The organism is Bradyrhizobium arachidis (genome assembly GCF_024758505.1).
Taxonomy (GTDB): domain Bacteria; phylum Pseudomonadota; class Alphaproteobacteria; order Rhizobiales; family Xanthobacteraceae; genus Bradyrhizobium; species Bradyrhizobium manausense_C.
The window spans coordinates 9,035,275-9,052,545 of sequence record NZ_CP077970.1; the positions used below are offsets into that span (position 1 = coordinate 9,035,275).

Here is a 17,271-nt window from a genome sequence, read left to right on the forward strand (position 1 = left end):
ATCTCGAGGTTCCGGGTTCGGTCCTTGCGGACCGCCCCGGAACGACGGTGCAGTTAGGCCCCCGGCAGATCGAGGATGCGCTTGGCGACGATGCCGAGCATCACCTCCGACGTGCCGCCTTCGATCGAGTTGGCCTTGGTGCGCAGCCAGGCGCGCGGACGGGCGCCCTGCCTCGAACGCTCGCTCTCCCATTCCAGCGCATCGACGCCGCCGGCCGACATCAAAATCTCGTAACGGCGCTTGTTGAGCTCGGTGCCGTAATATTTCATCGCCGAGGAGAACGCCGGATGCGCCTGCCCCGCCTTGGCGAGATCGACTGCGCGTTCGGCACACGCGGCAAGCGCCGCTTCGTCGACCTCAAAGCTCGCGATCTTCCCGCGCAGCATCGAATCGTCGAGACGCCCCTGCGCGTCGGTGCCGATCGAGTCGGCCGCGATCTGGCCGAGCGGCCGGCCGACGCCGCGCTCGCCCATGCCCGAGATCATCGCGCGCTCGTGCTGGAGCAGATATTTTGCGACGTCCCAGCCGCGGTTGACGGTGCCGACGACATGCGACTTCGGCACGCGGACATTGTCGAAGAAGGTCTCGCAGAACGGCGAGTAGCCGGAGATCAAAAGGATCGGCTTGGTCGATACGCCCTTCGAGGTCATGTCGAACAGGATGAAGCTGATGCCGTCGTGCTTCTTCGCGGCCGGATCGGTCCGCACCAGGCAGAAGATCCAGTCGGCGTAGTTCGCATAGGACGTCCAGATCTTCTGGCCGGTGATGACGAAATCATCGCCGTCGCTTTCCGCGCGCGTTTGCAGCGAGGCGAGGTCGGAGCCGGCGTTGGGCTCGGAATAGCCCTGGCACCAGCGAATCAAACCCGCCGCAATCTTCGGCAGATGCTCCTTCTTCTGCGCCTCGGTGCCGTATTTCAGCAGCGCCGGCCCGAGCATCCAGATGCCGAAGCTCGACAGCGGCGGCCGCGCGCCGATTCTTCCCATCTCGGCGCGCAGCACCTTGTGCTCGGCCGGCGTCAAACCGCCGCCGCCATATTCCTTCGGCCAGTCCGGCACGGTCCAGCCCTTGTCGCGCATGCGCTCAAACCAGACGCGCTGCGGCTCGGATGAGAATTTGGCGTTGCGCCCGCCCCAGAACACATCGGTATCCGCACTCGCAGGCTTGCGCATCTCCGGCGGACAATTGGCCTCGAGCCAGGCGCGGGTCTCGCTGCGGAAGTTTTCGAGCTCGGCTGTTTCAGCCGCAGACGTCTCAGAATCGGTCATGGGTCGTTTCCATCAAACAGATCGACTTGTTGCTGATGACTCTGAGCCATCGCACTGCGGAATTCAACCATCTTCCATGCGGCACGGCTAAGCGCGCCGGACGGCATTCCGCTATAGTCGCGCGGACGGCAAGGCTTGAAAATAAAGAGGAAACAACCATGCGCCTGAAGTTACTTTCGCCTGGCGAAATGAGCGAGGACCAGAAGCAGACCTACGACGAGTCGATTGCCGGAAAACGCGGCAAGCCGCCGGCGCCGATGATGGCCTGGCTCAACAGCCCCGAGATGGCCCGCCACGCCACGCGCCTCGGAGAGGTGCTGCGTTTCAACACGATGTTTCCGGCGAAGCTGTCGGAGATCGCGATCCTGGTGACGGCGCGGCACTGGACCGCGCATTACGAATGGTACGCGCACAAGCGCCTGGCGTTGCAGGGCGGTATGAAGCCGGAGATCATCGACGCGATCCGCGATCGCCGCACGCCCGACTTCGACGATCCCAAGGGCAGGATGATCTACGACGTCGCAAAATCGCTGCACGAGGGGCATGGTCTTGCGAAGGGACTCTATGATCAGGCGATCGAGCTGCTCGGCGAGCGCGGGGTCGTCGAGATCATCGGCCTCTGCGGCTACTACACGATGGTGTCGATGACGCTAAACACGTTCGAGTTCGAGCTGCCTGATGGGGAAGTGTCGGAGCTGGTGTAGCGGGGATCGTCGTACGGCCTGATGGCGTTTCGTCATGGGGCCCATCGCGATCGGCGCTGGGGTCTATCGTTGAGAACGGTCAGGTTCTGCGCTTCACCTCCGACTTGCCAAACTACTTCCTCACGATCTCGAAGCCCTTCGCAGCCAACTCCGATACGATCGTCTTGGCGACGTGCATGCATTGTTCGTGCGCGATCCACTCGCATTCCATGTCATCTTCCTGCGGATAGGCTACCAGCGCTCCTTGAAGCGCTTGAATGATGATATCTTCGGGGGTCTTAGTTGGCATTTTCGTTCCTGCATGCTCGCTCGGCGAATCTCGAGCCTCTCTGCCGCTGATCAGACTGCCTGCTCAAGCGCGCTTCCCGTTGGAAGAGTCAGTTGAATCCACTGCGGTCATGCAAGGACCTTACTGATAGCGGTCAGCAGCTGGCCCTCCGTGAACGGCTTCGTTATCCGGGCGGCGGCCTTGGCGTCTCGCATCGTCGCTTTGTCAGTTTCCATCGTTAGAAGAATGACCGGCACGCCAGCGCTCGACGGATGCGCGCGAAATTTGCGGATCAATTCGATGCCGTTCATCCCTGGCATGTTGACCGCGGTCACCACGGCGCGAATGGGGTTGACAATGGCCGTCGCATAGCCGTCCGCACCGTCGATCGCAATGAGCGTATTGTAGCCCGCGCCCGTCAGCGCCAACGTCGCCATCCGACGGGTCAACAAGGAATCGTCGACCACCAGGATGCTTCCGCTCGCAAGACGATCCCGTTCGGGACAGGCTTGCCGACCCAAGACCCGTCCATTCTCGCGATCACATGTTCGGACTGCTCCATTCGAAGGGCGGACCGTCGGATAGTCGATTGTCTCTGTCACTGGTTCTCACTCGCTATCTGCACGGTGCATTCGAGTCCGAATTCTCGCGAATGGTTCATGACGCATGCTTGATCTGCAGCTTCGGGATAGTAGTTGGCCTTGCGCGACGCGCGAGCCGCTGATTGTGCCTCGTCGAGCGCGCTCTCAGACCATTTGTCGTGGACTGAAACGCAACCACTGGACTCAAGCGAAGTCGAAAATGGAAAAGCAAAAATGTCTTGTCATCTCGATGCAGTTTGGCGTCGGTCGCAATCGTCGCCGCGCGCCACGGCGTCTCTCCCCGTTATGTTCAAATGCTGTTCGCCGACCAGGGGCTCAGCTTCTCGCAGGCGCTGTTGAATGAACGACTGAATGGCGCCTATGCGGCACTCAGCACGCAATCTGCAGGACTGATTATCAGCACGATCGCCTTCAACGCCGGCTTCAACGACCTGTCCAGATTTCATCGCGCCTTTCGCCGCCGCTTCGGAGCAACTCCGGGCGAAATTCGCAAGGCAGCCAGGGTTGGCAACCCGTAATCTCCCGAACGGCAAAAGGAGCGGCCAATTCGGCGGCCTCAGCCCTTCGATGTGCGATTCTGGATCGGCTGGGGAAATGGCGCGCCCGGAACGATTCGAACGTCCGACCCTCAGATTCGTAGTCTGATGCTCTATCCAGCTGAGCTACGGGCGCGTGTTTCGCGAACGGCGGTGGCGGGGCTCGCCCGCACGCATCTTCCGGACGCGGCCGGAAGGGTTCTCGAAAGAGCGCTTTGACTAACCGCTCTCGCCCCGGTTGGCAAGGTCCGGGATGGGGGTTTTTGGGGCCATTTTGGCGTCCCCACCGCCCGTAGGGCCAGGCCCGGAATCCATAACCCCAGCCGGTGGTTATGGATTCCGGGCTCGCGACGCTGTCGCGCCCCGGAATGACGGTGGGATGAGCCTTACGCCCGCGCCCGCTCGTTGCGGATGGTCAAAAGTTCCACGGGGCGGTCGGGGATGACGATCCGGAAGGTGGCGCCGATGGTGCCTTCGACAAGGTGGATGTCGCCGCCATGGGCGCGGATCAGCTCGGCCGCAATGGCGAGGCCCAGCCCGCTGCCGCCGGGGCGGCCGGAGGTCTGGAACGCCTCGAACAGGTGCTGGCGGGTCTTTTCGGGCACGCCGGGCCCGGTGTCGGAAACCTCCAGGATGGCGACCGCGCCCTCGCGCTTGCCGGTGATGCGTATCTGCTGCGGGCCGACCGCACCCGACGCCTGGCTCTCCAGCGCCTGCGCGGCGTTGCGCACGAGGTTGAGCAGCACCCGGAAAAGCTGGTCCGGATCGGCGTCGACCGACAGCCCGCGCTCGATCGCGGCGACCCAGGCGATCGAAGCGTCGGAGGCGAGGCCCGCGGTCTCGCGCACCTCCAGCACCACCGGCTCGATCGGGATCAGGCGACGGTCGGGGGCCGCCTCCTGGGCGCGGCCGTAGGACAGGGTCGACTGGCAGAAGGCGATGGCGCGCTCCAGCGAACGCACCAGTTTTGGCGCAAAGCGTTGCACACGCGGATCGGGCACGGTCGCAAGCTGGTCCGACAGGAGCTGCGCCGACGCCAGCAGGTTGCGCAGATCATGGTTGATCTTGGAGACGGCAAGGCCGAGCGCCGCGAGCCGGCTCTTCTGATGCAGCATCGACATCAGATCACGCTGCATGTCGGACAGCTCGCGTTCGGCGACGCCAATCTCGTCGCCGCGCTGGCTCGGCACGATGATTCGCGCCGAGCTCTCGGGGTTTTCGTGGAAGCCGACCAGGCTTGCGGTGAGTCGCCGCATCGGCCGCACGAACAGATAATGCAGTGCGAGGTAGACGAGGCCCGCAGTGAGGACCGCGATGATCAGCGCGACGACCACGACGTTGCGCGAGAAGCGGTACATCGCCTGCCGCAGCGGCAATTCGTCGGTGACGACCTCGATGAACTGCGCAGAGCCGACCGACGGGCCGACGATGCGGATCGCCTGGTTGCCGGTTTCCAGCATCATCTGGAACGAGCCGGTGATGGCCTGCCACGCGGTCATGTCGCGGAGATCGATGTCGTGGTCGATCGCGGCCGGCAGGTCGGCACTGGCAAGCAGGCGGCGCTGCTGGCCGAGCTTGATGGCGACCGCCCGTGCATTGATGCTTTTCAGGATCTGCCGTGCCAGCGACTCCGGGACCATGCCGGAGGGCGCGGCGTCGAGCACGAGGGCGGCGGTGTTCGCCGCGGCGACGCGGTCGTTCAGCCGGTTGACCCAGAAATTGGCGATCGCGGGCACGTAGAGCAGGATCGCCGCGATCATCACCAGGGGAATGGTGAGCAGCAGAAGCTTGCCGGACAGGCCGAGCCGTTGCGGCACCCGGGCGCGCGGCACCTCGGGGGTCGGCAGGTCCTGCGGAGGCTGAAGGTCCGTCGCTGCCACGAAATTCGCCTTCCCTCACCCAAGTCAATCAAGATGCGGTCTGCCCCGGAATCGGTCAAATTACGGATCGCTAATGTGGGGTTTTACCGATGTAGGCCCGTCACGGCCGAGTCGCCATCCTCAGGAAGTAAAAACCCCACGGAAACAGCGATATTCGCCGCATCCGGGGCATCAGGCGACGTTGACGAAAAGGGACCGCTCGCTTATAAGCCGCGCCGAATAGTCCGCGATGACCCGGCAGGCGCCGGGAGCGGCTCTTTTGGGCCGGAACGGGCCCGTTTTGGGCCGCATCTTCCGGACGTATCCTTCAATTCTACAGGCATATTGCCCGGTCAGCGGAGAACAACCCGTGAAGCGGACTTATCAACCCAGCAAACTGGTGCGCAAGCGCCGTCACGGTTTCCGTGCCCGTCTCGCCACTGCCGGCGGCCGCAAGGTCTTGGCCGCCCGTCGCGCCCGCGGCCGCAAGCGTCTGAGCGCCTGAGCCGGACTGGCCCCCTTTTTGGGATTTCATCATGGATCGGCTGAGGCAGCGGGCGGATTTCCTCGCCGTTGCCAATGGCGCGCGGGCGAACAGCTCTGCCTTCGTCCTGCAGGGACGCGCCCGCCAGGATGAAGGCCCGATCCGGATCGGCTTTACCGTTACCAGGAAGAACGGTACCGCCACCGAGCGCAACCGCATCAAGCGCAGGCTTCGCGAATTGGTGAAGCGCCTCGATCCGGTGTCGATGCATCCCCATCATGATTATGTGCTAGTGGGCCGCAGGGACGCGCTCACACGCGACTTCGCGACCATGGTCGATGACCTCCGCACGGCGCTCGGCCGCCTCACGCGGCAGGCCGCGAAGGGGCGCGAGAAAAATCCTGCGACCAGCCGCAAACCGGATTGATGACGAGACCCCAGAGATGACCGACAATCGCAACACCATCCTCGCCGTCATTCTGTCCGGCCTCGTGCTGATCGCCTGGCAGTATTTCTACAACGTGCCGCAGATGGAGCGGCAGCGCGCGCAGAGCCAGGTCCAGGCCGAGTTGCAGAAGAACGCGCCGCAGCCCAACGCGACCGCGACGCCGGGAGCCGCCCCGCAGGCCGGCGGCACCACGCCGCAGGCCGCGCCCGGCGCCAACCAGCAGGCCCAGCCGGTCGTCAGCCGCAGCGCTGCAATCGCCGCCTCGCCACGCGTGAAGATCGACACGCCCCGCCTCACCGGCTCGATCTCCCTGAAGGGCGCGCGCATCGACGATCTCGCGCTGGTGCAGTACCGCGACACGGTCGACCCGAAGTCGCCGGCCATCATCCTCTATTCGCCCTCCGGCACCGCAGAACCTTACTATGCCGAGTTCGGCTGGGTGGCCGCGGCGGGCTCGACGGTGCGGATGCCCGACGCCACCACCGTGTGGCAGCAGGAGGGTTCGGGCGAGCTGACGCCGACCTCGCCGGTGACGCTGAAATACGACAATGGCGAGGGCCTCACCTTCCGTCGCAAGATCTCGGTCGACGAGCGCTATCTCTTCACCATCAAGGACGAGGTGACCAATGTCGGCAACGCGCCGGTCACGCTCTATCCGTTCGCGCTGATCTCGCGCCACGGCACGCCGCAGGTCTCCGGCTATTACATCCTGCATGAAGGCCTGATCGGCTATCTCGGCGATCACGGCCTGCAGGAATACGGCTACAAGAAGATGGACGAGACCGGGCGGGTGCCCTTCAAGGCCACCAATGGCTGGCTCGGCATCACCGACAAGTACTGGGCCTCGGCATTGCTGCCCGACACCAGCGCGCAGTTGCAGGCGAGCTTCTCGTCGAACCTCAGCAACAATCTGCGCAAATACCAGACCGACTATCTGCTCGACCCGCAGACGATCGCGATCGGCGGCACCGGCAGCGCCAATGCGCGGCTGTTCGCGGGCGCCAAGGAAGCCGGCGTCGTCGGCATCAACTTCCCGTTCACCGGGCTCGGCGGCTACAACAAGGAGCTCGGCCTCAACCATTTCGATCTTCTGATCGACTGGGGCTGGTTCTACTTCATCACAAAGCCGATGTTCCTCGGCCTCGATTTCTTCTATCGCCTGTTCGGCAATTTCGGCGTCTCGATCCTGCTCGTCACCGTGATCGTGAAGCTTCTGTTCTTCCCGCTCGCCAATAAGTCCTACGCCTCGATGGCGAAGATGAAGTCGGTGCAGCCGCAGCTCCAGGCGCTGAAGGAACGCTTCCCCGACGACAAGGTGAAGCAGCAGCAGGAGATGATGGAGATCTACCGCAAGGAGAAGATCAACCCGGTCGCAGGCTGTCTGCCCGTGCTGATCCAGATCCCGGTGTTCTTCTCGCTCTACAAGGTGCTGTTCGTCACCATCGAGATGCGGCACGCGCCGTTCATTGGCTGGATCAAGGACCTCTCGGCGCCGGATCCGACCAATCTGTTCAACCTGTTCGGCGTGATCCCGTTCGATCCGACCACGATCCCGCTGTTCGGCCATTATCTCTGGCTCGGCATCTGGCCGATCGTCATGGGCATCACGATGTGGTTCCAGATGAAGCTGAACCCGACGCCGCCGGATCCGACGCAGAAGATCATCTTCGACTGGATGCCGCTGATCTTCACCTTCATGCTGGCGGGCTTCCCGGCCGGACTCGTGATCTACTGGGCCTGGAACAACCTGCTCTCGGTGATCCAGCAGAGCTTTATCATGCGCCGCAACGGCGTGAAGGTGGAGCTGTTCGACAACATTCGCAGCTCGTTCAAAAAAAAAGTGACGACTGAGGCGACGTAGACTCACTCTCGTCATTCCGGGGCGATGCGAAGCATCGAGCCCGGAATCTCGAGATTCCGGGTTCGCTTCGCGCCCCGGAATGACGGCGAAAACAATGGGCTTCGCATGACCGACGACATCGATGCGAAGCTGATCGAAGCCGGGCGAAAGCTGTTCGCCGGCGACTGGCAGTTCATCTGGGCCGCACCCGCGATCGAGCAGCTGCCGCCGATGGCGGGGCTCGAGATCGCCTTTGCAGGCCGCTCCAATGTCGGCAAGTCCAGCCTCATCAATGCGCTCACCGGCCGCAACAGCCTCGCGCGCACCTCGCACACGCCGGGCCGCACGCAGGAACTGATCTTCTTCGACGGACCTCCCAACTCCGGCCTGCGCCTCGTCGACATGCCCGGCTATGGCTATGCCAAGGCCCCCAAGACGCAAGTGGCATCCTGGACCGAGCTGATCCACAAGTTCCTGCAGGGACGCGCCTCGCTCGCCCGCGTCTATGTGCTGATCGACGCGCGGCACGGGCTGAAGGACGTCGATCTGGAAATCCTCAAGACGCTCGACCGCACCGCCGTCAGCTACCAGATCGTGCTGACCAAGACCGACCAGGTGAAGGCGTCCGAACTCGCCGCAACGATCGCCGAGACCGAGGCGGCGCTGGCAAAACATCCGGCGGCGTTCCCGCATGTGCTTTCGACCTCCTCGCGCTCCGGCACCGGCATGGCGGAACTGCGCGCGGCGATCGTGCGCCTGCTCGAAGAGCGCGGCGCGTGATGCCGTTGTCGTTTCGCCTGCTGATCGCGCTTGCCGGTTTGATGGGCGCCTCCGGCGTCGCGCTGGCGGCAGCCTCGGCGCACGGCGCCGATGCCAGCCGGCTTGCCTCCGCAAGCGCCATGTTGCTGTTTCATGCAACGGCTATACTCGGCACAGTCGCACTGCTCTCGCGGGGGATTCTGCATGGCGGAATTGGCCTCGCCGCCGCCTTCGGCTTCGTGATCGCGGCCGCGCTGTTCGCGGGCGACCTCACCTTGCGGCAATATGCCGGCCACGGACTGTTTCCCATGGCCGCACCGACCGGCGGCACGCTGTTGATCGCGAGCTGGCTCGCGGTGAGCGTGGCGGCGCTGTGGCCGAAGGGCAAATAGAGGTCGCACTGTGCTTACCCTCCCCTGGAGGGGGAGGGTCGACTCGCATTGAGCGCAGCGAAATGTGAGACGGGGTGGGGTGATCTCTCCACTCGGGCACCATCTCAATGGATAGACTTTCACCCCACCCCGCTACGCATTCCGCTTCGCTCCATGCGTAGCGACCCTCCCCCTCCAGGGGAGGGTGAAGAACACGACTTTGCACCTCGGCCGCCAATCGGATAGAAGCGGCCCGACAGTCCCGCCAGCGAGATCCGCCTCATGACCGACATTTCACCGCTCGATCAGGCCCGCATCCTGTCCGAAGCGCTGCCGCACATGCAGCAGTACGACGAAGAAACCATCGTCATCAAATATGGCGGCCACGCCATGGGCGACGAGGAGACCGCGAAGAATTTTGCGCGCGACATCGTGCTGCTCGAGCAGACCGCGATCAATCCGGTGGTCGTGCACGGCGGCGGGCCGCAGATCGCAACCATGCTCAAGCGGCTCGGCATCCAGTCGGAGTTCGCAGCCGGCCTGCGTATCACCGATGCCGCGACCATCGAGATCGTCGAGATGGTGCTGGCCGGCTCGGTCAACAAGCAGATCGTCGGCTACATCAATGAGGCCGGCGGCAAGGCCGTGGGGCTATCAGGCAAGGACGGCAACATGGTGAAGGCGTCGAAGACGACGCGTACCATGATCGATCCGGATTCGAACATCGAGAAGGCGATCGACCTCGGCTTCGTCGGCGACCCCGAGAAGGTCGACCTCACGCTGCTCAATCAGCTGATCGGCTACGAGCTGATCCCGGTGCTGGCGCCGCTCGCGACCTCGAAGGACGGCCAGACGCTGAACGTCAATGCCGACACTTTTGCCGGTGCGGTTGCCGGTGCGCTGAAGGCAAAACGTCTGCTGCTGCTCACCGACGTGCCAGGCGTGCTCGACAAGTCGAAAAAGCTGATCCCGCAGCTTTCGATCAAGGATGCGCGAAAACTGATCGCCGACGGCACGATTTCCGGCGGCATGATCCCGAAGGTCGAGACCTGCATCTACGCGCTGGAACAGGGCGTGCAGGGCGTCGTCATCATCGACGGCAAGATGCAGCACGCCGTGCTGCTCGAGCTCTTCACCAACCAGGGCACAGGCACGCTGATCCACAAGTGATGGGCGAGCGGCCGAGAAAAGAGGGTGTCATGCCCGGGCTTGTCCCGGGCATCCACGACCTTTCTTCTCGCGGCCAAGGCGTGGATGGCCGGGACTTGTCCGTTGAGACGCGCTCCGCGCGTTTGCTCGGCCATGACGAACGGAGAGAGAGGCGCCACCGTCGCTCACCTCTCACACGATTCCTCATGACGCTGCCCGCAGCGGTTATTTCTTTCTTTGCTTCCGCTGCACCCGCCTTCGCCGACCTGAAAATCTGCAATCGCATGAGCTACGTCGTCGAGGCCGCGATCGGCATCGACGACAAGGCGGCGACCGCGACGCGCGGCTGGTTCCGCATCGATCCCGCGACCTGCCGCGTCGTCGTGCAGGGCACGCTCGCCGCCGACCGCATCCTGCTCAACGCCCGCGCGCTCGGCGTCTACGGCGCCTCGCCGATCCCGCAGAACGGCAGCGACATGCTCTGCGTGGCGCAGGAGAATTTTGTCATCGCGGCCGCGCGGCAGTGCCGCAGCGGACAGACGCAGGCGCCCTTCACCCAGATCACGCCGACGCAGACCGACGACGGCAATCTCGTCGCCTATCTCGCCGAGGACAGCGAATATGACGACGAGCAGGCCCGTCTCGCCGGCATCCAGCGCCTGCTGGCGATCGCCGGCTACGACGCCGGCGCGATCGACGGCGTCGACGGACCGAAGACGCAAGGCGCCCTCTCCGCTTTCCTGAAAAGCCGCGGGCTCGCCCCCGACATCGTGCAGTCGCCAAACTTCTTCAAGACCATGGTGGATGCAGTGCAGACGCCGTCGGCGAGCGGGCTGACCTGGTGCAACGACACGCCGCACAAGGTGATGGCGGCGGTCGCGACCGACGACGGCAAGTCGGTGACGAGCCGCGGCTGGTATCGCATCGATCCCGGCAAATGCCTGCACCCCGACGTGACGGGCACGCCAAGACAGGTCTACAGCTTTGCGGAAGCGGTCGATGCCGACAACCGCGCGATCAAGCTGAAGGACAAGCCACTCAACTGGGGCGGCGAGAAGCAGCTCTGCACGCGCGAGACGAAGTTCGAGACCAACGAGCAGAATGATTGCCCGGCGCGCGGATTTGCGGCAACGGGATTTGGCGCGGTCGATATGAGCAGCGGTGGCAAGACGCTGCGGTTTGCGATGCCGTGATGGCTGTGTTGCGAACGCGGTGCCACACATTCCGTCGTCGTCGTGGCGAAAGCCAGGACCCACTACCCCGAATGCCAGTTGCTGCGGCAGGCTCGGGCCACGAGCCTTCGCCAAACTCGATCCTGTGGTAATGGGTCCTGGATCTGCGCTCCGCTCTGCACAACGCTGCGCGTTGCCAGGGCTGCGCTTGTCCAGGACGACGAACTGAGAATGTTGTGATGAAACAACCCCGCACCTTCACCCACATCGACACCTGGGTGTTCGACCTCGACAACACGCTCTATCCCCATCACGTGAACCTGTGGCAGCAGGTCGATTTGCGGATCACCGAGTTCGTGTGCAACTGGCTCAACGTGACGCCGGAGGACGCGCGAAAGATCCAGAAGGATTATTACCAGCGTTTTGGTACCACCATGCGCGGGATGATGACCCTGCATGGCGTGCACGCCGACGACTACCTTGCCTATGTGCACAGGATCGACCATTCGCCGCTGGAGCCGAACCCGGAGCTCGGCGCGGCGATCACGAAACTGCCGGGGCGAAAACTGATCCTGACCAACGGCTCGGTCGACCATGTCGACGCGGTGCTGGCAAGGCTCGGGCTTGGCGACCATTTCGATGCGGTGTTCGACATCATCGCGGCGAATTTCGAGCCAAAGCCGGCGCGGCAGACCTACGAAAAATTTCTCAGCAATCACGCGGTCGATCCGGCCCACGCCGCGATGTTCGAGGACCTCGCCCGCAACCTCGTCGTCCCCCACGACCTCGGCATGACCACGGTGCTGGTCGTGCCCGACGGCACGCAAGAGGTGGTCCGCGAGGACTGGGAACTGGAGGGGCGCGACGCCGCCCATGTCGACCATGTCACGGATGATCTGGCGGGGTTTTTGGCGGGGTTGTCGGGCCCGAAATGACCGTCATACCCCGCGAAGGCGGGGTATCCAGTAATCACTGCCATCTCGATTCATCACAACCGCCGCGGCCTACTGGATCACCCGCTTTCGCGGGTGATGACTGCGAACCAAGCTTGACTCTCTCCCTCCAAATCCCGAAAAAGCGCTCCAAATCACGCAAATCCCGCCTTTCGAAGAGGAAATCCCGATGTCCCTTGCAGTCCTCGAAACCACCATCAACGGCGCATTCGACGCGCGTGACGGCATCTCGACCTCGACCAAGGGCGAGGTCCGCGAGGCCGTGGACCACGCGCTGGAGATTCTGGACAAGGGCGAGGCGCGGGTCGCCGAGCGCGAGGCCGGCGGCAAGTGGAAGGTCAATCAGTGGCTGAAGAAGGCAGTGCTCTTGTCCTTCCGCCTCAACGACATGGCCGCCATTCCCGGCGGCCCCGGCAAGGCCTCGTGGTGGGACAAGGTGCCCTCGAAGTTCGATGGCTGGGGCGAGAACCGCTTTCGCGACGCCGGTTTTCGCGCGGTGCCGGGTGCGATCGTCCGCCGCTCGGCCTTCATCGCGCGCAACGTCGTCTTGATGCCCTCCTTCGTCAATCTCGGCGCCTATGTCGATGAAGCGACCATGATCGACACCTGGTCGACCGTCGGCTCCTGCGCGCAGATCGGCAAGCGCGTGCACATCTCCGGCGGCGTCGGCATCGGCGGCGTGCTCGAGCCGCTGCAGGCCGAGCCCGTGATCGTCGAGGACGATTGCTTCATCGGCGCGCGCAGCGAGGTCGCCGAAGGCGTCATCGTGCGCAAGGGCGCGGTGCTCTCGATGGGCGTGTTCCTGGGCGCCTCGACCAAGATCGTCGACCGCGAGACCGGCGAGGTCTTCATCGGCGAAGTGCCGGAATATTCCGTCGTCGTTCCCGGCGCGCTGCCCGGCAAGCCGATGAAGAACGGCCAGATGGGCCCGAGCACCGCCTGCGCCGTGATCGTCAAGCGCGTCGACGAGCGTACCCGCTCGAAGACCAGCATCAATGAGCTGCTGCGGGACTAAATCCCGGTCTCTCACCGTCACCCTAAGGCGGCCGCGAAGCGGCCCTCAAAGGGCGACGGCCCGGCCGGATCTCGGCCATTCATCCTTCGAGGCTCGCTACGCTCTCACCTCAGGATGACGGGGCGGGCAGCGGATCGAACCCGCCCTCCCTCCATTGCGACTTATTTCCGGGTGGCCCCTGCCGCCCGGAGGTTTTGTCATGGACTGGACCTGGTACCTCTTCAGCTTCAACGGCCGCATCAACCGCGCCAAATTTTGGCTGGCCGGGCTGATCATCGTCTGCTGGATGGCCTTCATGGCCGCAATCGTCGCGGCGTTCGGCGCGCGCAAGTTCGGCTTCTCGGTCGACGACATCTTCAAGGTCGTTGACCCCGCCACCTATCACGCACTGTCGCGCGCCGACTTTCCGCTTGCTCTGGTCAAGCTGGTCGGTACGCCGTTGTTCACGTGGGTGTTTGCCGCAGCCGCCATCAAGCGTCTGCATGACCGCGACAAGAGCGCCTGGTGGGTTGTTCCCTTCTTCGTCCTGCCCGGCCTGATCAACCAGTTCTTGGATCGGATCAACAACGACTATATCGGCTTCACGCTCGGACTGATCTCGTTCGTCCTCGCGACCTGGGGCGGCATCGAGCTGCTGTTCTTCCGCGGCTCGCGCAAGACCAACCGCTTTGGCGCCAATCCGCTCTTCGTCTCACCCGCAAGCGAGCTCGGCTGGGACCGGAGCCACGAGCAGGAAATGGCCGCGCAGAAGGCTGGCCCGCCGCCGCAATGGCGTGTTAAGCCGGGCGCATGACCGATGCCCTTTCCATTGCCCGCGACCTCATCCGCTGCCCCTCCGTAACCCCGACCGATGCCGGTGCGCTGGGGGTGCTTGAAAAGCTCCTCACTGAAGCAGGCTTCACCTGCCACCGCGTGACCTTCAGCGAAGCAGGCACCGCCGATGTCGACAATCTCTATGCGCGGATCGGCACTGACGGCCCGCACATCACCTTTGCCGGCCACACCGACGTGGTGCCGCCCGGCGATGAGAGCGCCTGGAGCGTCGGTGCGTTTTCCGGCGAGGTGAAGGACGGTTTTCTGCACGGCCGCGGCGCTGTCGACATGAAGGGCGGCATCGCCTGTAGCGTCGCCGCGGTGCTGGAGCATCTCGCCGCCAATGGCGGCAAGCCGCGCACGGACGGCCAAGAATCAGGCTCGGGCTCGATCTCCTTCCTGATCACGGGCGATGAGGAAGACGTTTCCATCAACGGTACCATCAAGCTGCTGCAATGGGCTGCCGAGCGCGGCGAAAAGTTCGATCATTGCGTGCTCGGCGAGCCGTCGAATGTCGAGACGCTCGGCGACACCATCAAGGTCGGCCGCCGCGGCTCACAATCCGGCACGCTGTATGTCGACGGCGTGCAGGGTCATGTCGCCTACCCGCATCGCGCCGCCAATCCGGTGCCGGACATTTCGCGATTGATCGTGGCGATATCAGACGAGCCGCTCGACCATGGCAGCGCGCAGTTCCAGGCCTCGAATCTCGAATTCACCTCGGTCGACGTTGGAAACACTGCCAACAACGTCATCCCCGGCCAGGCGCGCGCAAAATTCAACATCCGCTACAATGACAACCACACGCAGGCGAGCCTGCGTGCGCTGGTCGAGGAGCGCATGACAAAAGCCTGCGGCAACCGCATCCGCGCCCGCATCGTCTGGGAGCCGTCGAACTCCAACGTGTTCGTCACCAAGCCGGGCCCGTTCACCGACCTTGCGGTGTCAGCGATCGAGGAGGTGACGGGCCGCAAGCCGGAGCTGTCGACATCAGGCGGCACCTCGGACGCGCGCTTCATTTCCAGCTATTGCCCGGTGATCGAGTTCGGCCTCGTCGGCCAGACCATGCACCAGATCGACGAACGCACACCGGTGGCGGATCTGGAGAAGCTGACGAAGGTGTATGCGGGGATACTGCAAAGGTATTTTGGGTAAGGCTCAGCTCACGCCAATTTCTCCGCCGTCATGCCCGGGCTTGTCCCGGGCATCCACGTCTTTGCGGCACCGAAGCAAGATCGTGGATGGCCGGGACAAGCCCGGCCATGACGCCTGAGGCGGCATGGCGCTCTAATAATCCACCCGCACCAGATACAGCCCGTCCGGCGGGGCGACGATGCCGCAGGCGGCGCGGTTGCGGGCGGCTAATGCTGCGGCGAGATCGTCGGCGGTCCAGCGTCCCTCGCCGACCCAGACCAGCGAGCCCACCATCGAGCGCACCTGGCTGTGCAGGAAGGAGCGCGCCGAGGTGAGGATGGTGACGTCGCGGCCGTCGCGGAGCACGTCGAGCTGATCCAGCGTCTTTTCCGGCGATTTGGCCTGGCACTCGGTGTCGCGAAACGTCGTAAAGTCGTGCTTGCCGAGCAGACGCTGGGCGGCCACGTGCATCGCGTCGGTATCGAGCTTGCGCGACACGCGCCAGGCGTGGCCGACGTCGAGCGCGAGATTGGCGCGGGTGTTGACGATACGGTAGCGATAGTGCCGCTTGATTGCGGAGAACCTCGCCTCGAATGTCTCCGGTACGATCTCCGCGCTCAACACCGCGACCGGATGCGGGCGCAGATGCGCGTTCAAGCCGTCGCGCAGGCGATCCGGTGGAAACGGCTTTTGGATATCGACATGCGCGACCTGGCCGAGCGCGTGGACACCGGCATCGGTGCGCCCCGCGCCGTGCACGCGCACGTCAGCGCCGCACATCGCCTTGACAGCCGTCTCCAGCGCGCCCTGCACGGAAGGCAGCGTCTCCTGCACCTGCCAGCCGCAGAACGGCGCGCCGTCATATTCGATGGTGAGCTTGTAGCGCGGCATCAAGCGAGCCGCATCGGCGGCTTCAGCGGCACGCCGCGCAGGAAGTCACCGGCCTGCATCCGCGCCTTGCCCTCGCGCTGGAGCTCGAGGATTTTGATCGCGCCGTCGCCGCAGGCGACCGTGAGCTGATCATCGAGGACGTCACCGGGCGCGCCATGCCCCTTCGCCAGCTCGCATCGCAAAATCTTGACGCGTGCGTTCTCGGTCACTCCGGCAAGCTCGGCCCGGGCGCCGGGAAACGGCGACAGGCCGTGGATGTGGCGCAGCACCGCGCGCGCCGGCTTGCTCCAGTCGATCCGCGCCTCCGACTTGTCGATCTTGGCGGCGTAGGTGACGCCGTCCTCGGGCTGCTTCCTCAATTGCAGCCCACCGCGTTCGAGCGCAGCCATCGCCCGCACCATCAGGTCGGCGCCGAGCCGCGACAGACGATCATGCAGATCGGCCGCGGTCATGGTGTCCGATATCGCGAGGCGCTCGGCCATGGCGACGTCGCCGGTGTCGAGCCCGACATCCATCTTCATCACCATGACGCCGCTCTCGGCATCGTCTGCCATGATCGCACGATTGATGGGAGCAGCACCGCGCCAGCGCGGCAGGAGCGAGGCGTGAAGATTGTAGCAGCCGAGCTTTGGCGCATCGAGGATGGCCTGCGGCAGGATCATGCCATAGGCAACAACGACGGCGGCATCGGCGTCAAAGGCGCGAAACTCCTCAAGCGCCTCGGGCGTCTTCAATGTCTTCGGCGTCAGCACGGGGACACCGAGCTTTCGCGCGGCCTCCTCGACCGGGGTCGGCTGCAATTGCAGGCCGCGCCGCCCACCCGGCTTCGGCGCGCGCGTATAGACGGCGACAATCTCGTGGCCGTGGGCTGTGAGCTCCAGCAACGTCGGCACCGAGAAATCAGGCGTGCCCATGAAGATGAGACGGAGGGGCATGTGGCGGCGTTCTGTCCTGTTTCTCCGTCATGCCCGGCTTGTCCCGGGCATCCACGTTCTTCCGTGAGGC

Annotated in this window: 19 protein-coding genes and 1 tRNA gene; 13 read left to right on the forward strand and 7 right to left on the reverse strand. The window is 64.2% G+C overall.

Annotated elements, in window-relative coordinates; all coding sequences use genetic code 11:
* Window positions 1-53 precede the first annotated feature (53 nt).
* Window positions 54-1,268 carry an acyl-CoA dehydrogenase family protein gene (locus tag KUF59_RS42095; RefSeq protein WP_258768030.1) on the reverse strand — a complete coding sequence of 405 codons (1,215 nt, stop codon included), beginning with the start codon at window positions 1,266-1,268 and terminating at the stop codon, window positions 54-56.
* 158 nt (window positions 1,269-1,426) lie between these two features.
* On the opposite strand from KUF59_RS42095, the gene KUF59_RS42100 reads away from it, so the two are divergent.
* On the forward strand, window positions 1,427-1,972 hold the full coding sequence (locus tag KUF59_RS42100; RefSeq protein ID WP_212457929.1) for a carboxymuconolactone decarboxylase family protein: 546 nt from the start codon (window positions 1,427-1,429) through the stop codon (window positions 1,970-1,972).
* 112 nt (window positions 1,973-2,084) lie between these two features.
* Here the strand turns inward: KUF59_RS42100 and KUF59_RS42105 are convergent, their stop codons facing one another.
* Complete coding sequence (locus tag KUF59_RS42105) at window positions 2,085-2,261, reverse strand: hypothetical protein (RefSeq protein WP_212457930.1); 177 nt, start codon at window positions 2,259-2,261, stop codon at window positions 2,085-2,087.
* 107 nt (window positions 2,262-2,368) lie between these two features.
* Window positions 2,369-2,707 (reverse strand): response regulator, encoded by a 339-nt coding sequence (locus tag KUF59_RS42110; RefSeq protein WP_258768031.1) that lies wholly within the window; start codon window positions 2,705-2,707, stop codon window positions 2,369-2,371.
* Between the two features lie 371 nt (window positions 2,708-3,078).
* On the opposite strand from KUF59_RS42110, the gene KUF59_RS42115 reads away from it, so the two are divergent.
* Window positions 3,079-3,360: a helix-turn-helix domain-containing protein gene (locus KUF59_RS42115; RefSeq protein WP_212457931.1), complete on the forward strand. Its 282-nt coding sequence runs from the start codon at window positions 3,079-3,081 to the stop codon at window positions 3,358-3,360.
* A 77-nt stretch (window positions 3,361-3,437) separates the two neighbouring features.
* On the opposite strand, the gene KUF59_RS42120 is transcribed toward KUF59_RS42115, so the two are convergent.
* Together KUF59_RS42120 and KUF59_RS42125 are read right to left on the reverse strand one after the other, a co-directional pair.
* Window positions 3,438-3,514 (reverse strand) — tRNA-Arg (locus KUF59_RS42120).
* A 250-nt stretch (window positions 3,515-3,764) separates the two neighbouring features.
* Window positions 3,765-5,258: a sensor histidine kinase gene (locus KUF59_RS42125; RefSeq protein ID WP_212457932.1), complete on the reverse strand. Its 1,494-nt coding sequence runs from the start codon at window positions 5,256-5,258 to the stop codon at window positions 3,765-3,767.
* A 349-nt stretch (window positions 5,259-5,607) separates the two neighbouring features.
* On the opposite strand from KUF59_RS42125, the gene rpmH reads away from it, so the two are divergent.
* From rpmH to dapE, 11 genes are all read left to right on the forward strand, one after another.
* Window positions 5,608-5,742 carry a 50S ribosomal protein L34 gene (rpmH, locus tag KUF59_RS42130; protein ID WP_008542748.1) on the forward strand — a complete coding sequence of 45 codons (135 nt, stop codon included), beginning with the start codon at window positions 5,608-5,610 and terminating at the stop codon, window positions 5,740-5,742.
* 31 nt (window positions 5,743-5,773) lie between these two features.
* Window positions 5,774-6,148 (forward strand): ribonuclease P protein component, encoded by a 375-nt coding sequence (rnpA, locus tag KUF59_RS42135; protein ID WP_212457933.1) that lies wholly within the window; start codon window positions 5,774-5,776, stop codon window positions 6,146-6,148.
* 16 nt (window positions 6,149-6,164) lie between these two features.
* On the forward strand, window positions 6,165-8,030 hold the full coding sequence (yidC, locus tag KUF59_RS42140; RefSeq protein WP_212457934.1) for a membrane protein insertase YidC: 1,866 nt from the start codon (window positions 6,165-6,167) through the stop codon (window positions 8,028-8,030).
* 105 nt (window positions 8,031-8,135) lie between these two features.
* Window positions 8,136-8,789, forward strand: coding sequence for a ribosome biogenesis GTP-binding protein YihA/YsxC (yihA, locus tag KUF59_RS42145; RefSeq protein WP_212457935.1), 654 nt, complete (start codon window positions 8,136-8,138; stop codon window positions 8,787-8,789).
* Window positions 8,789-9,160, forward strand: a complete 372-nt coding sequence (locus KUF59_RS42150) for a DUF423 domain-containing protein (protein ID WP_212458170.1) — start codon at window positions 8,789-8,791, stop codon at window positions 9,158-9,160. The genes yihA and KUF59_RS42150 overlap by 1 nt, the downstream gene beginning before the upstream one ends.
* Window positions 9,161-9,421: 261 nt before the next feature.
* On the forward strand, window positions 9,422-10,309 hold the full coding sequence (gene argB, locus KUF59_RS42155; RefSeq protein ID WP_212457936.1) for an acetylglutamate kinase: 888 nt from the start codon (window positions 9,422-9,424) through the stop codon (window positions 10,307-10,309).
* A 185-nt stretch (window positions 10,310-10,494) separates the two neighbouring features.
* Entirely contained in the window at window positions 10,495-11,481 is a 987-nt protein-coding gene (locus KUF59_RS42160) for a DUF1036 domain-containing protein (RefSeq protein ID WP_212457937.1), read from the forward strand.
* A 218-nt stretch (window positions 11,482-11,699) separates the two neighbouring features.
* Window positions 11,700-12,395 carry a pyrimidine 5'-nucleotidase gene (locus KUF59_RS42165; protein WP_212457938.1) on the forward strand — a complete coding sequence of 232 codons (696 nt, stop codon included), beginning with the start codon at window positions 11,700-11,702 and terminating at the stop codon, window positions 12,393-12,395.
* Window positions 12,396-12,582: 187 nt separating this feature from the next.
* Entirely contained in the window at window positions 12,583-13,428 is an 846-nt protein-coding gene (gene dapD / locus KUF59_RS42170) for a 2,3,4,5-tetrahydropyridine-2,6-dicarboxylate N-succinyltransferase (RefSeq protein WP_212457939.1), read from the forward strand.
* A gap of 199 nt (window positions 13,429-13,627) precedes the next feature.
* Window positions 13,628-14,221, forward strand: a complete 594-nt coding sequence (locus KUF59_RS42175; protein ID WP_212457940.1) for a DUF805 domain-containing protein — start codon at window positions 13,628-13,630, stop codon at window positions 14,219-14,221.
* On the forward strand, window positions 14,218-15,396 hold the full coding sequence (gene dapE / locus KUF59_RS42180) for a succinyl-diaminopimelate desuccinylase (protein ID WP_212457941.1): 1,179 nt from the start codon (window positions 14,218-14,220) through the stop codon (window positions 15,394-15,396). The genes KUF59_RS42175 and dapE overlap by 4 nt, the downstream gene beginning before the upstream one ends.
* A gap of 132 nt (window positions 15,397-15,528) precedes the next feature.
* Here dapE and truA read toward each other — a convergent pair whose 3' ends face one another.
* Together truA and fmt are read right to left on the reverse strand one after the other, a co-directional pair.
* Window positions 15,529-16,266, reverse strand: coding sequence for a tRNA pseudouridine(38-40) synthase TruA (gene truA / locus KUF59_RS42185; protein ID WP_212457942.1), 738 nt, complete (start codon window positions 16,264-16,266; stop codon window positions 15,529-15,531).
* Window positions 16,266-17,201: a methionyl-tRNA formyltransferase gene (fmt, locus tag KUF59_RS42190; RefSeq protein ID WP_258768032.1), complete on the reverse strand. Its 936-nt coding sequence runs from the start codon at window positions 17,199-17,201 to the stop codon at window positions 16,266-16,268. Before fmt ends, truA begins: the two co-directional genes overlap by 1 nt.
* Window positions 17,202-17,271 lie beyond the last annotated feature (70 nt).

Bases quoted from the DNA above. Each gene is read 5' to 3' on its own strand.
- dapE (WP_212457941.1), top strand. From the start codon at position 14,218: ATGACCGATGCCCTTTCCATTGCCCGCGACCTCATCCGCTGCCCCTCC.
- argB (WP_212457936.1), top strand. From the start codon at position 9,422: ATGACCGACATTTCACCGCTCGATCAGGCCCGCATCCTGTCCGAAGCG.
- KUF59_RS42160 (WP_212457937.1), top strand. From the start codon at position 10,495: ATGACGCTGCCCGCAGCGGTTATTTCTTTCTTTGCTTCCGCTGCACCC.
- KUF59_RS42105 (WP_212457930.1), bottom strand. From the start codon at position 2,261: ATGCCAACTAAGACCCCCGAAGATATCATCATTCAAGCGCTTCAAGGA.
- fmt (WP_258768032.1), bottom strand. From the start codon at position 17,201: ATGCCCCTCCGTCTCATCTTCATGGGCACGCCTGATTTCTCGGTGCCG.
- yidC (WP_212457934.1), top strand. From the start codon at position 6,165: ATGACCGACAATCGCAACACCATCCTCGCCGTCATTCTGTCCGGCCTC.
- truA (WP_212457942.1), bottom strand. From the start codon at position 16,266: ATGCCGCGCTACAAGCTCACCATCGAATATGACGGCGCGCCGTTCTGC.
- KUF59_RS42095 (WP_258768030.1), bottom strand. From the start codon at position 1,268: ATGACCGATTCTGAGACGTCTGCGGCTGAAACAGCCGAGCTCGAAAAC.
- rnpA (WP_212457933.1), top strand. From the start codon at position 5,774: ATGGATCGGCTGAGGCAGCGGGCGGATTTCCTCGCCGTTGCCAATGGC.
- KUF59_RS42150 (WP_212458170.1), top strand. From the start codon at position 8,789: ATGCCGTTGTCGTTTCGCCTGCTGATCGCGCTTGCCGGTTTGATGGGC.
- KUF59_RS42100 (WP_212457929.1), top strand. From the start codon at position 1,427: ATGCGCCTGAAGTTACTTTCGCCTGGCGAAATGAGCGAGGACCAGAAG.
- dapD (WP_212457939.1), top strand. From the start codon at position 12,583: ATGTCCCTTGCAGTCCTCGAAACCACCATCAACGGCGCATTCGACGCG.
- KUF59_RS42165 (WP_212457938.1), top strand. From the start codon at position 11,700: ATGAAACAACCCCGCACCTTCACCCACATCGACACCTGGGTGTTCGAC.
- KUF59_RS42175 (WP_212457940.1), top strand. From the start codon at position 13,628: ATGGACTGGACCTGGTACCTCTTCAGCTTCAACGGCCGCATCAACCGC.
- yihA (WP_212457935.1), top strand. From the start codon at position 8,136: ATGACCGACGACATCGATGCGAAGCTGATCGAAGCCGGGCGAAAGCTG.